Source organism: Nocardioides sp. (genome assembly GCF_030655615.1).
Taxonomy (GTDB): Bacteria; Actinomycetota; Actinomycetes; order Propionibacteriales; family Nocardioidaceae; genus Nocardioides.
This window is the reverse complement of record NZ_JAURVJ010000098.1, coordinates 1-15,409: the sequence shown is the minus strand read 5'-3', so window position 1 is coordinate 15,409 and position 15,409 is coordinate 1. Positions and strand designations below refer to the sequence as shown.

General features: G+C 73.5%; 14 protein-coding genes and 1 pseudogene. 6 read left to right on the top strand and 9 right to left on the bottom strand.

Going from position 1 to position 15,409, the window contains the following annotated elements; genetic code table 11:
- Positions 1–166: 166 nt before the first annotated feature.
- From Q7T52_RS08220 to serA, 4 genes are all read right to left on the bottom strand, one after another.
- On the bottom strand, positions 167–790 hold the full coding sequence (locus Q7T52_RS08220; protein WP_304801275.1) for a hypothetical protein: 624 nt from the start codon (positions 788–790) through the stop codon (positions 167–169).
- 33 nt (positions 791–823) lie between these two features.
- The gene (locus Q7T52_RS08215; protein WP_304801273.1) at positions 824–1,936 is read right to left on the bottom strand and encodes a hypothetical protein; all 1,113 of its coding nucleotides are present in this window, start codon (positions 1,934–1,936) and stop codon (positions 824–826) included.
- A 70-nt stretch (positions 1,937–2,006) separates the two neighbouring features.
- Positions 2,007–2,867, bottom strand: a complete 861-nt coding sequence (locus Q7T52_RS08210) for an oxygenase MpaB family protein (protein ID WP_304801271.1) — start codon at positions 2,865–2,867, stop codon at positions 2,007–2,009.
- Between the two features lie 115 nt (positions 2,868–2,982).
- Positions 2,983–4,182 carry a phosphoglycerate dehydrogenase gene (gene serA, locus Q7T52_RS08205; protein ID WP_304801269.1) on the bottom strand — a complete coding sequence of 400 codons (1,200 nt, stop codon included), beginning with the start codon at positions 4,180–4,182 and terminating at the stop codon, positions 2,983–2,985.
- Positions 4,183–4,301: 119 nt separating this feature from the next.
- Between serA and Q7T52_RS08200 the strand changes: the two genes are divergently transcribed.
- Genes Q7T52_RS08200 through Q7T52_RS08190 form a run of 3 tightly spaced genes read left to right on the top strand, consistent with a single transcriptional unit; the run spans position 4,302 to position 6,331 of the window.
- Positions 4,302–4,946, top strand: coding sequence for a hypothetical protein (locus Q7T52_RS08200; RefSeq protein ID WP_304801267.1), 645 nt, complete (start codon positions 4,302–4,304; stop codon positions 4,944–4,946).
- Between the two features lie 59 nt (positions 4,947–5,005).
- A complete protein-coding gene (locus Q7T52_RS08195; RefSeq protein ID WP_304801264.1) occupies positions 5,006–5,626 on the top strand; it encodes a hypothetical protein in 621 nt (206 codons plus the stop codon).
- A gap of 48 nt (positions 5,627–5,674) precedes the next feature.
- Positions 5,675–6,331, top strand: a complete 657-nt coding sequence (locus Q7T52_RS08190) for a hypothetical protein (RefSeq protein WP_304801262.1) — start codon at positions 5,675–5,677, stop codon at positions 6,329–6,331.
- A gap of 45 nt (positions 6,332–6,376) precedes the next feature.
- Here the strand turns inward: Q7T52_RS08190 and Q7T52_RS08185 are convergent, their stop codons facing one another.
- Together Q7T52_RS08185 and Q7T52_RS08180 are read right to left on the bottom strand one after the other, a co-directional pair.
- Positions 6,377–7,549 carry an RtcB family protein gene (locus Q7T52_RS08185; RefSeq protein ID WP_304801260.1) on the bottom strand — a complete coding sequence of 391 codons (1,173 nt, stop codon included), beginning with the start codon at positions 7,547–7,549 and terminating at the stop codon, positions 6,377–6,379.
- 87 nt (positions 7,550–7,636) lie between these two features.
- Positions 7,637–8,392, bottom strand: a pseudogene (locus Q7T52_RS08180) (SDR family NAD(P)-dependent oxidoreductase).
- Between the two features lie 91 nt (positions 8,393–8,483).
- Here Q7T52_RS08180 and Q7T52_RS08175 point away from each other — a divergent pair.
- A complete protein-coding gene (locus Q7T52_RS08175) occupies positions 8,484–9,077 on the top strand; it encodes a TetR/AcrR family transcriptional regulator (protein WP_304801258.1) in 594 nt (197 codons plus the stop codon).
- Between the two features lie 12 nt (positions 9,078–9,089).
- Here the strand turns inward: Q7T52_RS08175 and Q7T52_RS08170 are convergent, their stop codons facing one another.
- The 3 genes from Q7T52_RS08170 to Q7T52_RS08160 form a co-directional block, all read right to left on the bottom strand.
- On the bottom strand, positions 9,090–9,485 hold the full coding sequence (locus Q7T52_RS08170; RefSeq protein ID WP_304801256.1) for a hypothetical protein: 396 nt from the start codon (positions 9,483–9,485) through the stop codon (positions 9,090–9,092).
- 46 nt (positions 9,486–9,531) lie between these two features.
- Positions 9,532–11,172, bottom strand: a complete 1,641-nt coding sequence (locus Q7T52_RS08165) for a DNA repair helicase XPB (RefSeq protein WP_304801253.1) — start codon at positions 11,170–11,172, stop codon at positions 9,532–9,534.
- A gap of 195 nt (positions 11,173–11,367) precedes the next feature.
- On the bottom strand, positions 11,368–13,638 hold the full coding sequence (locus tag Q7T52_RS08160) for a helicase C-terminal domain-containing protein (protein ID WP_304801250.1): 2,271 nt from the start codon (positions 13,636–13,638) through the stop codon (positions 11,368–11,370).
- A gap of 24 nt (positions 13,639–13,662) precedes the next feature.
- Here Q7T52_RS08160 and Q7T52_RS08155 point away from each other — a divergent pair, with 24 nt between their 5' ends.
- Together Q7T52_RS08155 and Q7T52_RS08150 are read left to right on the top strand one after the other, a co-directional pair.
- Positions 13,663–14,484 (top strand): PP2C family serine/threonine-protein phosphatase, encoded by an 822-nt coding sequence (locus Q7T52_RS08155; RefSeq protein WP_304801248.1) that lies wholly within the window; start codon positions 13,663–13,665, stop codon positions 14,482–14,484.
- Positions 14,481–15,409, top strand: a 929-nt coding sequence (locus tag Q7T52_RS08150) for a hypothetical protein (protein ID WP_304801245.1), incomplete at its 3' end; no start/stop codon positions are given. The genes Q7T52_RS08155 and Q7T52_RS08150, both read left to right, overlap by 4 nt.

Below are 15,409 nucleotides of genomic sequence, written 5' to 3'. Positions count from 1 at the left end.
CGTCGTTGATTGCTGACGGGTCACCGTGGCCTGGTGCTGACCCGTCGTTGATTGCTGACGGGTCACCGTGGCCTGGTGCTGACCCGTCGTTGATCGCTGACTGGTCACCGTGGCCTGGTGCTGACCCGTCGTCGATTGCTGACGGGTCACCGTGGTGGTGGACGTCCTACCGGACGCCGGAGGAGAGCTCGGCCGCCACGTTGGCGCGGGCGGCGTCCTCCCAGCGCTCGAGGGCGTAGGTCGTGTGGAACAGCCGCGGCTTGGCCACCAGGTCGTCGAGCACGACCCGTCGGCCGGCGGCGAAGATCTCGTCGTCGAGGTGGTCGTACTCGGCGCGCACGGCCGTGACGTAGGAGGCGTAGCGCTCGGCCGGCGCGGCCAGGATGCCGAGGTCGGCGTCGGAGAGCGCGCAGCCGTTGGCGTCGCCGTCCTCGGGCCGGTGGGTCTCGGTGAGCCGCACCAGCCGGGCCACCTCGGTCACCACGGCGTCGTCGACCAGCCCGGGCAGGGCGTCCTCGGCCCAGGCGGCCGAGCGTTCCTCGGCGTCGCGCTCGCCGTCGTAGACCGCGTCGTGGAACCACGCGGCCAGACGCACCGGGAGGTGCTCGAAGGGCACCCCGGCCGCGGCCAGCTCGTCGACCCGCGCGAGCACCTCGGCCAGGTGGGTCGTGTCGTGGTAGCCGCGCTCGGGGTCGGCGTACGCCGCCAGCAGTGCGTCGCGCACGTCGCCGCCGTCGGCCAGCGGCCAGGCAGGGTCGGGGACGTCGGCAGGTCTCGCAGGTGGAGGCACCGGCCTATTCAAACCCAGATCGGGGCCGGACGGTCAGACCCGGGTGGAGGGCAGCTTCATCCCGGCGACCGCGGGGGTCCGGGCGGCCCACACGGCGCTCCGGCCGGCGACCGGGAGGACGATCTCACCGAGGTGGTGGCGCACCCCGTTGAGCACGCACACGTCGGCGACGGCGGCCCGGGTGACGTGGAGGGTCTCGGGGCCGGTGGTGGCGACGACGGTCAGCCCGTTGGCCGCGGTGAGGCCGGTGCCGATGGCGAAGTGGCCGTCCTCGTCGGTGCGGACCCGCTCGACCTCCTCGCCGTCCTCGTCGAGCAGCGCGACGACGGCGGCGTACTGGTAGCCGTTCTGCACGACCCGCCCCGTCAGCGCCGCGCTCACGCGCACGACGGCCGAGACCGCACCGAGCGTGCCGGGCTCGACCTCGACAGCGAGGGTGGTGCCGTGGTGCCCGACGGAGGGCGGTACGACGACCCGCAGCGGGCCGGGACGCAGGTCGCGGACGTCGGCGAGCCCGCCGCGCACCGGGGCGGTGACGGTGCGGCCGGTCGCGTCCGTGACGGCAACCTCGGTGGCGAGCACGGGCCGCCGCTCGCCGCTGCGGACGTCGACGAGGAGCCGGCCGGTGGGGGTGAGGACGGGCAGCTCGAGGTCGGCGGCACCGGCGGCGTCCACGGCCGCCGTGACGGCGACGGAGCAGAGGGCGCGGCGGGCGTCGTGAGCGACGACCGTCCACGCGCCGGGGCGGAGCCCGGCGAGCACCGCGCGCCCGAGGCCGTCGGCGCGGACCTCGAGCCGCTCGCCGTCGGCGTGCACGGCGCTCAGGCGGGCCCAGCGGGTCGTCGTGACGCGGAGGACCGCGCCCCGGGTGAGCCGGGCGGTCGCGCGGACGAGCCCGTCACCGGGCACCTCGACGTCGACCACGACACCGGCGTGGCGCGCAGGGTCGTGGAGCGACCGCTCGTCGGTGACGGTCAGGCGGTAGGCGCCGGCCGGGAGGTCGAGGGCGGTACGCAGGTCCCGGACGCGGCGGCGGAGGACCAGGACGCCCGCGGCGTCGTGCACGCACAGCAGCACCACGGAGCGCGTCGGTGCGTCGACGCGCAGCACGACCGTGCCGGTGGCTCCCACTCGTGACGAGTACATGACCCGAACCTAGGAACGGCCCGAGGACGAAGCATCCTCCGAACGGTCAGTCATCACCCGCGGGGAGTGACTAGTCCGGTGGGGTCATCGCCCAGCGGATGGTCCCGGTGGCGGCCGAGCCCATGGCCCGCACGACGGTCCGCTCGGTCACCGGGAGCCACGGCAGCCGCAGCGGCACCCGTGTCCACGCCGGCATCAGGCCGACCGCGGCGGCCACGAGGACGCCGTAGGCCGGGCGCGCGGCGAGGGGGAGCGGCGGGCGGAAGAGCAGGTAGCGCACGGCCTCCCGTGCCTCGGCGGTGCCGCGCAGCTCGGGACGGTAGGACGCCATCACCTCGCCCAGCTCGGCCTCGGTGCCCGGCAGGTCGGTCGCGCCGAGCCTGGCCGCGATCGTGCCGACCTGGGCGACGTAGTCGTCACGCTGGCCCTGGTCGAGCTGCTGCTTGCCGTAGACGGTGTGGGCCCGCAGGAAGCTGTCGACCTCGGCCACGTGCACCCAGCGGAGCAGGTGCGGGTCGGAGGCGGCGTACGCCGACCCGTCGGGCATGGTGCCGACGACCCGACGGTGGATGGCCTGGACGATGTCGACCTGGCGCTGGGCGTCCTCGGCCGTCGCGAACGTCGTCGTCGCGAGGAACTCGCTGGTGCGGTGCAGCCGGCCCCACATGTCGCCGCGGAAGCCGGAGTGCTCCGAGACCGCCAGCATCGCGGCGGGGTGGAGCGTCTGCAGGAGCAGCGCACGGATACCGCCGATGAACATCGACGCGTCACCGTGCACCACCGCGATCGGGCTGTCGCCGTCGAACCAGCGCGGCCCTTCGGTGTAGTGGATCCGGTCGCGCTTGGCCGGTCCCTCAGGACCCGCGACGCGCTCGAACAACGCCTGGCCCAGCCGGTCCCGCACGCCGCTCGTCACGCTCGTCACACCCACGCGCCGAGCCTACGGACCCCCGCCTCACCCCTCCGGTCCGGCGAGTCGGCGCAGAGGTGAAGTCGAGAGGGCGTGAGTCGGCGCACGTGCTGAGTCGCTGCGCCGACTCGGCGGGTCAGGCGGTCCAGGAGCGGAGCCACACGGTGTGGTCGGAGGCGGCCAGGGCGGTGGCGACGGAGTCCGAGACGGGCTCGGCGACGTCGGTGACGACGTAGCCCTGCTCGCCACGGGTGGCGAGGTACTGCGCGGTCACGTTGACGCCCTGCTCGGCCAGGCGCGCGTTGAGCTCGGCCAGTACGCCGGGCACGTTGACGTGCAGGAAGCCGATCCGCGAGCCGGTGCTGAGCTGCGGGGCCAGGACGGCCGGCAGGTCGACCGACAGCTCGGTGCGGCCCTCGAGCACGAACCCGGCGAGCTTGCCGGCCACGAACCAGCCGATCTCCTCCTGCGCCTCCTGGGTCGAGCCGCCGACGTGGGGCGTCAGGATCACGTTGTCGAGGCCGCGCAGCGGCGACTCGAACTCGTCGCCCTGGGCCTTGGGCTCGATCGGGAACACGTCGAGCGCGGCGCCGGCGATGTGGCCCGAGAGGATCTGGTCGCGCAGCGCCTCGGTGTCGACGACCATGCCGCGGGCGGCGTTGATGAACATCGAGCGCGGCTTCATCCGCGCGAACTGCTCGGCGCCGAAGAACCCGGCGTTGCCGGGACGACCGTCGATGTGGAGCGAGACCACGTCGGCCTCGGCGAGCAGGTCGTCGAGGGAGTGCATGCGACGGGCGTTGCCGTGGGCGAGGCGGTCGGCGGTGTCGAAGAAGATCACCCGCAGCCCGAGGGCCTCGGCGACGTTGGACAGCTGGGTGCCGATGTTGCCGTAGCCGACGATGCCGAGCGTGCGGCCGCGGATCTCGTGGCTGCCCTTGGCCGACTTGTCCCACACGCCGGCGTGCATCTTCTGCGTCTTCTCCGACAGGCGCCGTGCGAGCACGATGATCTCGCCGATGACGAGCTCGACCACGCTGCGGGTGTTGGAGTAGGGCGCGTTGAACACCGCGACGCCCCGCTCGGCCGCGGCCACCAGGTCGACCTGGTTGGTCCCGATGCAGAAGCAACCGATCGCCAGCAGCTCGGGCGCGTTCGCTAGCACCTTCTCGGTGACCTTGGTGTTGGAGCGGATGCCGAGCAGCGTGACGCCGGGGAGCGCCGCCAGCAGCTCGTCCTCGGACATCGACGCCGTCCGGAGCTCGACCTCGAAGCCGCGACGCTCCAGGGTCTCGACGGCGACCGGGTGGATGTTCTCGAGCAGCAGGGCCTTCACCCCTCCAGGGTACGGATCCGCGCGGTCGGCGGCGGCGTCGCCTCCACGAGGTGGAACGGGGCTCCCACTGGCCCGACCGGGCCATGGCCCTGCTGGCCGGAGCCGCCTACCGTCCGCCCATGACCTCCTCCTCGAAGCCGTCGTGGGCCGTCCTGGCCGTCGTCGCCGCCCTGCTCGTCGCCGCGAGCTCCACGTCCTACGCCGCCGGCCTGGCCAAGAACAGCGTGGGCACCCCGCAGCTGCGGGCCGGCGCGGTCGTCGCCGCCAAGATCAAGAACGGCGCCGTCACCGGCCCCAAGATCAAGGACGGTTCCGTCGGTCGGGCCGACCTCGCGCCCGGGGTCGCCCTGCCGGTGACCACCCAGGTCCGCCGCAAGCTCGCCGTCGGCGACGACGTCCTGCTGGCGAGCGTGGGCGGCATCTCCTACGAGGGCGTGTGCATCAGCCTCGGGTCGGGGACCGCCGTCGGCCGGGTGGACATCCAGGCCACCCAGGAGGACGGGCCGTTCAACGCGTTGAGCGGGTCGTGGGTGTCGTCGGTCGACGACGTCTCGGGCATCTACACCGGGCCCTCGGGTGCGGCGCCGTTCACCTCGACGGTCGTGCAGGCCGGGGGCAGTGGGACCTCCCTGGGCCGGGCGGCGCTCTCCGGCACGATGCAGTACCTCGAGCGGCCGACCTCGCGGGTCGACATCTCCCTCACCACCGCCGGTGGCGCCTCGGCGTCGTGCGAGATGCGGGTGACCATCTCGCCGACCCGGTAGGGCTCGGATGGCCCAGCCGGGCCATGGCGACGCCCTCCGGGCGCGCCTACGGTCGCTCGATGAGAGACCTCCACCGACCGTCCCCCGCCCTCGTCGTGGCCGTCCTGGCCCTCCTCCTCGCGACCGGATCCACGTCGTACGCCGCAGGCCTGGCGCGCAACAGCGTCGGCACCGCGCAGCTCAAGAGCCGCGCGGTCACGACCGCCAAGATCAAGCCGGACGCCGTGACCGGCCAGCAGATCAGGGCGGGCTCGGTGACCTCGTCCGACCTCGCCCCGGCGGCCCGGGCGCGACGACCGGTGGTCGTCGTCCGTGACCTGAGCCAGGGGACCGTCACCCTGGCCACCGTCGCCGGGGTGACCTACGAGGCGGCGTGCCGCTCCGACACCCCGGTCGACCGGGGCAGCCTCACGATCACCGGTGCCACGGACGGCACCCAGGTCGAGCTGGCGGGCAAGGGGGGTAACGACGACGGGGACGGTCGCTCGACGCTCAGCCGGGCCGAGTCCTTCTCGTTCTTCCTCGACCCACCGACTGCCTTCGACCAGCAGACGCGCGCGTTCGACGGGACCGTGCGTACCGTCGGCGGGCCGATCTCGCAGGTCACGATCGCGGTGTCCGTGACCGACAGCGTCGCCCTGCCCTGCTCCTACCGGATCGTGGTCACCCCGCTCACCTGACCCGGCCGGGCCATGGTCGTGGCGGTTCCGCGCGCCTAGGTTGCCGCCATGACGCCACCGCGCCCGTCCCCGTCCCTCGTCGTCGCCGTCCTGGCCCTGCTCCTCGCGACCGGCTCCACGTCGTACGCCGCGGGGCTGGCCCGCAACAGCGTCGGCACCGCGCAGCTCAAGAACAACGCCGTCACCGGGGCCAAGGTCAAGGACGGCACCGTGACCGGCGCCGAGCTCAAGGACGGCGCGGTGACCGGCGCCGACCTCAAGCAGGGCAGCGTCGGGCTCGCCGACCTCGCCCCGGCTGCGGCCCCGGCCGGCAACGTCACGGCCGTCCGCGAGCTCGGCGAGACCAACGGGCCCGTGGAGGTCCTCAGCACCGCCGACGTCCTGGTGACCGCCAGCTGCGAGCTCGCCTCTCGCACGGCCGACGTGGAGGTGCTTCGTCCCCCGGGCGACGACCTCCGGTTCGAGCTCGTCGGGACGGTCGGCCGCTACAACTCGACGGCCGAGCAGACCCTGCCGGTGCTCACCAGCGGCAACCTGCAGGTCAACGCGATCGCCAACCAGGGCTCCGCCGCCATCGCGTCGTTCGAGGGATCGGTCACCGCCGCCGGCCGACCCTGGTCGCGCCTCTCGGTCGCCACCCGCTACAACGGGGTCTTCCAGCCCCACACCTGCTCCGTGCGGGTCGTCCTGACCCCCGGGCGCTGAGCGCAGGCCGACCACCCACCGAAGGCGGAAGCGGTCGACCTTCGCTCAGTCGCCCTTGACGTTGACGATCTGGCGCAGCACGTGCCGGACCTCCACGAGGTCGGCGGCGTCGGCCATCACGCGGTCGATGTCCTTATACGCGCCCGGGATCTCGTCGATGAAGGCGTCGGTGTCGCGGTACTCGATGCCGACCATCGCCTCGCGCAGCTGCTCGTGCGAGAACGTCTGCCGCGCCTTGGTGCGCGAGTACTCACGCCCCGCGCCGTGCGGGGCTGACTCCAGCGAGAGCCGGTTGCCCTTGCCGACCACGACGTAGGACGCCGTGCCCATCGACCCCGGGATCAGGCCGGGCACGCCCTCGGCGGCCCGGATCGCGCCCTTGCGGGACAGCCACACGTCCTTGCCGAAGTGGTGCTCCTGCTCGGTGTAGTTGTGGTGGCAGTTGATCTCCTCGACCCGCTCCACCGTGTCGACCCCGAGCCAGTCGGCGAAGCACGTCACGACCCGGTCCATCATCTCCTCGCGGTTGAGGAGCGCGTAGTGCTGCGCCCACCGCATCTCGCGGACGTAGGCCCAGAACTCCGGCGTCCCCTCGACCAGGTAGGCGAGGTCGCGGTGCGGCAGCGCGATCCACCACTTCTCGCACAGGGCGCGCGCGACCTTGATGTGGGCCTGGGCGATCTTGTTGCCCACCCCGCGCGAGCCCGAGTGCAGGAACAGCCAGACCCGGTCCTCCTCGTCGACCGTCACCTCGATGAAGTGGTTCCCCGAGCCCAGGGTCCCGAGCTGGAGCTCCCAGCGGGCGGCGTACGACGCGGGGTCGAAGCCGGCCTGCTCGGCCTCCGTGCGCAGCGTCTCGAGGCGGGCCTCGGTGTGGGCGCGGGTGACCCTCTGGTTGGCGGCGCCGGCCGACAGCGGGATCGCGCGCTCGATGGCCACGCGCAGTGCCCGGCGGTCGGCCGGGAGCTGCTCGACCGTGTAGGCCGTGCGGACCGCGATCATGCCGCAGCCGATGTCGACGCCGACCGCGGCCGGCATGATCGCGCCGAGGGTCGGGATGACCGACCCGACGGTCGCGCCCAGGCCGAGGTGGGCGTCGGGCATCAGCGCGAGGTGCGGGTGGATGAACGGCATCGTCGATGCCGTCACCGCCTGCTCGCGGGTGTTGTCCTCGAGGATCGACGCCCAGCTGATGAGCGTCCCGGTGATGTGCTCCATGGTCCTTCCTCTGATCGAGCCCCCGCTGGTGCGGGGGCAGTCGAACAGGCTAGGAAGCCGCAAATCCGTTGCGCCACTGGGTAATCGTCAGGACGCGGCGTACCCGCCGTCGACGAGGTGGTAGCTGCCGGTGACGAAGGTGGCGGCGTCGGAGACCAGGAACGCCACCAGCGCGGCGACCTCCTCCGACGTGCCGAGCCGACCGAGGGCGTGCTTGGCCGCGAGGGCGGCCTGGGCGTCGGCGTCGAGGTTGGCCTCGAGCAGGGGCGTGGTGATGAAGCCGGGGCCGACGGCCGTGATGCGGACGCCCTGGTCGCCGTACTCGAGAGCAGCGTTCTTGGTGAGCCCGAGCAGACCGTGCTTGGTGGTCACGTAGGCCGAGGAGCCGGCGATGCCGACGGAGCCCAGGACCGAGGCCATGTTGACGATCGCGCCGCCGCCATTGGCGACGATGGCGGGCAGCTGGGCTCGCATGTTGACGAAGACGCCGCTGAGGTTGACGTCGATCACCTTGCGCCAGGCGTCGAGCGGGTAGTCGCCGACGGGGGTCGCGGGGCCACCGATGCCCGCGTTGTTGACCGCGATCCGCTGCGGCGCGAGCTAGTTGGCCGTGGCGACGGCGCGCTCGGCGACGGCCGCGTCGGCGGCGTCACCGACGAATGCCTTGGCGACCCCGCCGGCCGCGACGATCTCCGCGGTGACCGCGTCGGCCGCGGTGGGGTCGAGGTCGGTGACCAGCACCGCCGCGCCGTTGGCCGCGAGCAGCCGGGCCACCGCACGGCCGATGCCGGAGCCCGCTCCCGTCACGATCGCCGAACGGCCCTGCACGTCGTAGGTAGCCATGTCTTCCACTCCTTGTTCGTTGTCTCCGACAACTGTCGGACATCTTGCACAACCTACAGTTGTCGGAGATCTATTCCGGAGGTGTGGTCCCGTGGACGTACGTCAGCAGCGCTCGCAGGCGCGCCTCTTCGAGGCCGCCCTGCGGCTGGCCGGCACGACGCCGGTGAGCGCGCTGACGGTCACCGCGATCGCCCAGGAGGCCGGCGTCCACCGCTCGACCTTCTACGAGCTCGCGACCTCGCCCGCCGCCGTGGTCGAGAACGCGCTGCTGGCCGAGCTCGACGCCCTGCGGGCAGGGCTGGTGGCCGAAGACGCCACCGACGTCGACCGCGCGGTGACCGCGGTGACCCGCGCCGTCCTCGACCACGTACGACGCCACGCCGCGATCTACCGACGCGGGCTCGCCGACGACAGCGGCGACGCCAGCCTGCACCCGATGCTGGCCGGGCACTTCCGCGAGTCGAGCCGCCTGCTGAGCGAGCGCGCCCGGCTACGCGTCGACGTCGCGGTGCCCGGCGTACCCGCCGACCGGGTCGAGGCCACGGCGATCCGCTTCGTCGCCTCCGCGACCGTCGGGGCGATCGAGGCCTGGCTCGAGACCGACGAGCTCGACGTCGACGCGTTCCTGGCGCTCTACGTCCGGCTGCTGCCGGCGTGGTGGCCGCGCGACCTCACGGCCGGCTGACCACGCGGAGTGTCAGAGCACGAGCGGCAGCACCACGAACGCCGCGACCACGAGCAGCAGGGCGAGCATCATCGCGAGGAAGACGCCGCCGCCCTTGCGCTTCTGCTTCTCGAACCCGATCGACCCGGACGAGAACTGGTGCCACGGGGCGGCGTAGAACAGCCGCACCGCCTGGCCGGACGTGACGTCGACGTCGACGTCGGCCTGGCCGTAGACGCGCATCCACTGGGCCTGGACCGCCACGTGCCAGCGTCCGGGCGGGACCGGCAGCGTGTTCTCGCCGTACGACGTCGGCACGGGGTAGCCGTTGAGCGTCACCGCCGGGCTGATCATGTTGCTGGTCAGCGAGCTGCCCTGCACGGTGAGGACGACGAACCCGGGCGGCGGTCCCTGCGGTGGCTGAGTCACGGCGCGACCGTACCCACCGCGGGTCGGGGCCAACCGCCCCCTCCGGTCAGGCCGGGAGGTCCTCGGCGTCGACGATCCGGTAGGCGTAGCCCTGCTCGGCCAGGAACCGCTGCCGGTTCTGGGCGAAGTCGGCGTCGACGGTGTCGCGGCTGACGATCGTGTAGAAGTGGGCGGTCTTGCCGTCCTCCTTGGGCCGCAGCAGCCGGCCGAGGCGCTGGGCCTCCTCCTGGCGCGACCCGAACGAGCCCGACACCTGGATGGCGACCTCGGCCGACGGCAGGTCGATGGAGAAGTTGGCGACCTTCGACACCACGAGCAGCCCGACCTCACCGGTGCGGAACGCCTCGAACAGCCGCTGCCGCTCCTTGACCGGGGTCTCGCCCTTGATGACCGGGGCGTCGAGCTTCTCGGCGAGCTCGTCGAGCTGGTCGATGTACTGCCCGATCACCAGCGTGGGCTGGCCGGCGTGCTGCGCGACCAGGTCGCGCACGACCTGGACCTTCTCGTGCGTGCACGAGGCGAGCCGGTAGCGCTCCTCGGGCTCGGCCGTCGCGTAGACCAGCCGCTCCGAGGTCGGCAGGGTCACCCGCACCTCGACGCAGTCGGCCGGCGCGATCCAGCCCTGGGACTCGATGTCCTTCCACGGGGCGTCGTAGCGCTTGGGGCCGATCAGCGAGAACACGTCGCCCTCGCGGCCGTCCTCGCGCACCAGCGTCGCGGTCAGCCCGATCCGGCGGCGGGCCTGCAGGTTGGCGGTCATCCGGAAGATCGGCGCCGGCAGCAGGTGCACCTCGTCGTAGACGATGAGGCCCCAGTCGCGCGCGTCGAGCAGCTCGAGGTGGCGGTAGACGCCGCCGCGCTTGGTCGTCATCACCTGGTAGGTCGCGATGGTGACCGGGCGGATCTCCTTGACGGTGCCGGAGTACTCGCCGATCTCGTCCTCGGTCAGCGACGTGCGCCTGACCAGCTCGTCCTTCCACTGCCGGGCGCTCACGGTGTTGGTGACCAGGATGAGCGTCGTCGCCTGTGCGTGCGCCATGGCCGCGGCCCCGACGAGGGTCTTGCCCGCACCACAGGGCAGGACGACGACCCCGGACCCGCCGTGCCAGAACGACTCGGCCGCCTCGCGCTGGTAGGCGCGCAGCGTCCACTCCGACTCGTCGAGCGCGATCGCGTGGGCCTCGCCGTCGACGTAGCCGGCGAAGTCCTCGGCCGGCCAGCCCAGCTTGAGCAGCGCCTGCTTGAGGTTGCCGCGCTCGGACGCGTGGACGGCGACCGTGTCGTCGTCGATCCGGTTGCCGAGCATCCCCGCGATCTTCTTCGCGCGCAGCACCTCCTCGAGCACCGGCCGGTCGTTGCTCGCCAGCACCAGGCCGTGCACCGGGTGCTTCTCCAGGCGCAGACGGCCGTAGCGGGCCATCGTCTCGGCGACGTCGACGAGCAGCGCGTGCGGCACGGCGTAGCGGCTGTACTGGAGCAGCGTGTCGACCACCTGCTCGGCGTCGTGCCCCGCCGCGCGCGCGTTCCACAGCCCGAGCGGCGTGAGCCGGTAGGTGTGCACGTGCTCGGGGGAGCGCTCGAGCTCGGCGAACGGGGCGATCGCCTTGCGGCACTCGGCCGCCTGGTCGTGGTCGATCTCGAGGAGGAGGGTCTTGTCGGACTGCACGATCAGGGGGCCATCAGACACTGGTTCAGGGTAGTCCTGGGGCGGTGGGTGGTTCCCATCGTCGGTCGGGCCGGGGCGCAGGCGCCTGGCGCCGGCCGGCCGCCGATGGCCTGGTCCTGTCTGGTGCTCGCTTCTCGGCGGCCGGCCGACACCACGCGCTCGAACCGCGCCCCGGACCGACCGACGACGGCAAGAAACCCACCCACCGCCCCAGGACTACGTGCCCGACAACGGTCGGACGGTGGTGATGCGGTGGACGGCGAAGGCTCGGACGTCGTCGGCTCGGTGGTCTCGGGCGGTGAGGGAACCGCCCTCGACGGAGATGGGGTCGACGACGCGGTCGGAGGAGACGCCCTGGTTGTCGACGTAGCCGATGAGGACCGTGGTGCCGGACTCGAGGGCCTCGCGGAGGGCGGCGAGGGCTCCTGACGGGGTGAGCGGGGTCGCCGGGGCGGTGGGGCGCGCGGAGGCGGCTCGGTCTCCGCTGCGTACGGCGGCGACGACCGACGCGACCCGGGCCGACTCGCGCACCGAGCGGACCGACGGGCCGCGCTCCCTGGGGGAGCGGGCGCGCAGGGCGTCGGGGCGGGTGACCTGGACGGTGCCGTCGGCGGCCTCGACGACCGGGGCCGCGCCGAGCTCGCGGAGGCGGGGGAGGAGGACGTCGACGGGGGTGGTGCTGACGACGACCGTCGGGGCGATCCGGCGCAGGCCGAGGCCGCGGGCCTTGGGGTGGTGGAGCAGCTCGCTGAGCGCCGCCTCGTCGTCGGCGCGGAGGAACGACTCGGCGGTGCCGACCCGGATGGTGCCGAAGGTGCGGACGGTGTCGTCGACGAGGTAGGTCAGCGGCTGGGGCACGGGGGTGCGGGAGACCTTGCCGAGGAAGTCGTGGAGCTCGACGGCGGTCCAGCCGACGTCGAGGGCCCGTCGCACGGACGAGGGCGTGAAGCGGTAGACGGTCGCGCCGCCGCGCGACTCGACGTCGGCGACGAGCTGGAGCGAGCGCGCCAGCGCCGACTCGAGCGGCCCCGGCGCGACGGCGGTCAGGTCGGCCTGGATGAGCACGTGGTCGACGGGGGAGGGGAGCAGCGCGGCCAGACCGGGCTCGGGGTCGCCGGCGCCGATGAGCCTGCGGGCGTAGGACGCGATGCCGTCGAGCCCGGTGACGCCCAGGCCCGCGGCCTCGGTCATCGTCCAGGCGACCTGCTGGGTGCGCGAGCGCGGCCGGCGGGGACGGTGCCAGGCGACCTGCTCCACGAGCGAGGGCAGACCGGTCGTCGCCGCGAGGACGGTGCCGGGGGGCATCGTGGCGAGGGCGGCGAGAGTGCCGGCGCGGGTCTCGGCCATGGAGTACGACGACAGCTCCGGGGCCAGCGCGTTCCAGGTCTTGCCCGCCTCGTCGCGGGTGCCGACGAGCCCGGGCAGCCGGGGGCTGTCGAGCCAGGCCCGCGCCAGCGTCACCCAGCGGGCGGCGGGCGGCTCGTCGAGCCAGGTGTCGAAGGCGTCGGTCGGCACCCAGACCGGGTCGCCGTTGGTGCCGGCGCGGCCGGCGAGCAGCCCGGCCGCCTGGCAGGTCTCGACGACGAGCGCCGCGGTGGGCTGGTCGACGGACAGCAGGGTCGTCACCGTCTTGAGGTCGCGGACCGCCAGGCCGCCGCTGCGCAGGACGCCCGGCGGGTGGGAGCCCCAGTGGTCGAGGAGCAGCTCGACGCGGCGGACGAGCTCGAAGGCGGCGCCGGCCGCGGCCCGGTCGACGAGGTCGGCGGAGCGCTCGGCCGTCGCCAGCGGGGGGACGACGTCGACGCGCTCCGTCGTCGTACGGCCGCCGCGCAGGGCGAGCCCGACCTCGCCGGGCAGCTGGACCGTCCCGGTCGTGCCGGCGCGCGGCACCAGCAGGCGTCGCGAGACGAGCTCCTCGGCGGGGGTGGCCGCGTCCTCGGGGAGCACAGTCAGTCGCGCGGCCCCGGCCGTCGCCTCGCCGCCGTGGTCGGCCACGTGGTCGAGCATCGCGCGGGCCGCCGGCGAGACCGCCGCGAGCCGCCGGGTGACCTCACGGACAGGAAGCGGCTCGGCGGACCGGGGCCGCAGTCCCGACGCCCCCGGGCCGGTCCCGAGCGCGTCGGCCGCCCCCGACACCGCGCGCAGGCCGCTGCGGGTCTCCCAGACGAGGGCGAGGTCGAGCAGCCGCGCGACGGTCGCGTCGACGGCGGCGGGCTCGGCCCGGATGATCCGGCGTACGTCGGTGGCGGTGGTTTGACCGGCAACGACCAGGGCATCAAGCACCGAGAGCTCGAGCCGGGTCAAGGTGTCGAGTGCTCGTGCCAGCGACGCCCGCACCGTGGCCCGCGACGCGAGCTGACCGAAGTCGTGAGGGGCGGGTGTTGTGAGGTCAGGGCGTGCGACGAGCAGCCCGGCGAGCCGATCGTCGTCCCAGCTGCGCAGCTGGTCGGCGAGCGACCGGAATCCCGCGTCGTCCCTGGTGCTCATCCGGCCAACGGTAGGGCGTCCGGCATGACGGGCGTCGAGCTGCACCACGGGGCCGCCACCGACGTCGGTCGGGTACGCACCGTCAACGAGGACGCCTTCCTCGTCGCACCCCCCGTCTTCGTCGTCGCCGACGGCATGGGCGGGCACGACCGCGGCGACATCGCGAGCGGCATCGTCGTCGAGGAGTTCGGCCGGCTGGCCGACGCCGGCTACGACCCGGCGCGCGGGCCCGAGGTGATCGCCGAGACCCTGCTGCAGGCCCAGGCGCGCATCGCGGAGTACGACGCCGGCCAGCGCGCGGGCGGCGCCCACGACTTCGCCGCCGGTACCACCGCCGTGGTCGCCCTCCTCATCGAGCAGTCCACCGAGCCCAAGTGGCTGCTGGCCAACCTCGGCGACTCCCGCATCTACCGCCTCAACGACAGCGTCCTCGAGCAGGTCAGCGTCGACCACAGCGTCGTCCAGGAGCTCGTCGAGGCCGGGGTCATCACCCCGGACGACGCCGCGGTGCACCCCGAGCGGCACATCATCACGCGTGCGCTCGGCGGGCGGGGCCGCGTCGACGCCGACTTCTTCGTGATCCCTCTGTCCGGCGCCGAGCGGCTGATGCTCTGCTCCGACGGCGTCAGCGGGATGATCGACGACGCCACGATCGGCGACATCCTGGCCCGCGCCTCCGACCCTCGTGACGCCGCCGACCAGGTCGTCGCGGCCGCCGTCGCGGCCGGGGGTCGTGACAACGCGACCGCGGTGGTCGTCGATGTGGTGGGATTGGCCGACGACCGACCCTACGACTCCGACGCACAGCGGGTGAGTCTCGAGCAGAAGCTGGGAGCCCTGCCATGAGCGAGCAGACCTCCGGGGCCCCCACGGGCACCTGGTCCTACCGTCCCGGATCGTGGTTCGGCGTCTTCGGCGCCGCGACCACCCTCCTCCTGCCGGCCTCCGAGAAGGCCCGCGTCGCCGACCTCTGGTCGCGCATCGACGACGGCGCCGACTTCGACGCCGTCCTCGACGTGCTGCTCCAGTCCGGCCTCGGCGTGCTGCCCGGCTTCGTGCTGGTCGGCGGCGGCGACGGGCCCACCAAGATCCTCGTCCGCGGCGCCTCGGTGACGGCCACCGTCACCGCCGGTGACGCGACCTTCGAGCTCGACGGCTCCACCGTCACCACCTGGGTCGAGCGCACCCTGCCCGGCGTCACCGGCCTCAGCGTGACCGTCGACGGCGGCGACCCCGACTCCGACGACCTCCCCATCCACGGTGGTCTGGTGCGGGTCGGCCGGGTCGACCAGCCGCCGTACGTCGTCCCCGCGGCCGAGCCCGCGGCCGAGCCGGAGCCCGCCCCGGTGGTCGCGATGGCCGAGCCGGCCGACGCCGGCTTCGACCTCGACGACGCCGCCGACGTGGCCGACCCCGAGGACCCGATCGACCCGGTCGAGGAGATCGAGGCGCCGTTCGCGGACGGAGAGGTGATCGACGAGGTCGAGCCCGCCGACGCCGACGGCGACGCCGGCGTCGACCCGGTCGAGGAGGTCGAGGCGCCTCTCGAGGAGGCCGCGGCCCCGGCCCCGTGGGAGCTGTCCTTCGACAAGCCGGTCGAGACCTACGAGCCCGGTGAGCCCGAGCCGGCGCCCGAGCCGTCCCTGCCTGAGACCGAGCTGCTCGAGGTCGCCCAGGCCGTCGACGTGGTCGAGGGCGAGCCGTCGCCGCTCGACGACGCGGCCGACGACGACACCTTCGGGATCGGCGCGCCCCCGCCGCCGCCCCCGCC

Bases quoted from the DNA above. Each gene is read 5' to 3' on its own strand.
- Q7T52_RS08215 (WP_304801273.1), bottom strand. From the start codon at position 1,936: ATGTACTCGTCACGAGTGGGAGCCACCGGCACGGTCGTGCTGCGCGTC.
- Q7T52_RS08200 (WP_304801267.1), top strand. From the start codon at position 4,302: ATGACCTCCTCCTCGAAGCCGTCGTGGGCCGTCCTGGCCGTCGTCGCC.
- Q7T52_RS08195 (WP_304801264.1), top strand. From the start codon at position 5,006: ATGAGAGACCTCCACCGACCGTCCCCCGCCCTCGTCGTGGCCGTCCTG.
- Q7T52_RS08190 (WP_304801262.1), top strand. From the start codon at position 5,675: ATGACGCCACCGCGCCCGTCCCCGTCCCTCGTCGTCGCCGTCCTGGCC.
- Q7T52_RS08185 (WP_304801260.1), bottom strand. From the start codon at position 7,549: ATGGAGCACATCACCGGGACGCTCATCAGCTGGGCGTCGATCCTCGAG.
- Q7T52_RS08160 (WP_304801250.1), bottom strand. From the start codon at position 13,638: ATGAGCACCAGGGACGACGCGGGATTCCGGTCGCTCGCCGACCAGCTG.
- Q7T52_RS08155 (WP_304801248.1), top strand. From the start codon at position 13,663: ATGACGGGCGTCGAGCTGCACCACGGGGCCGCCACCGACGTCGGTCGG.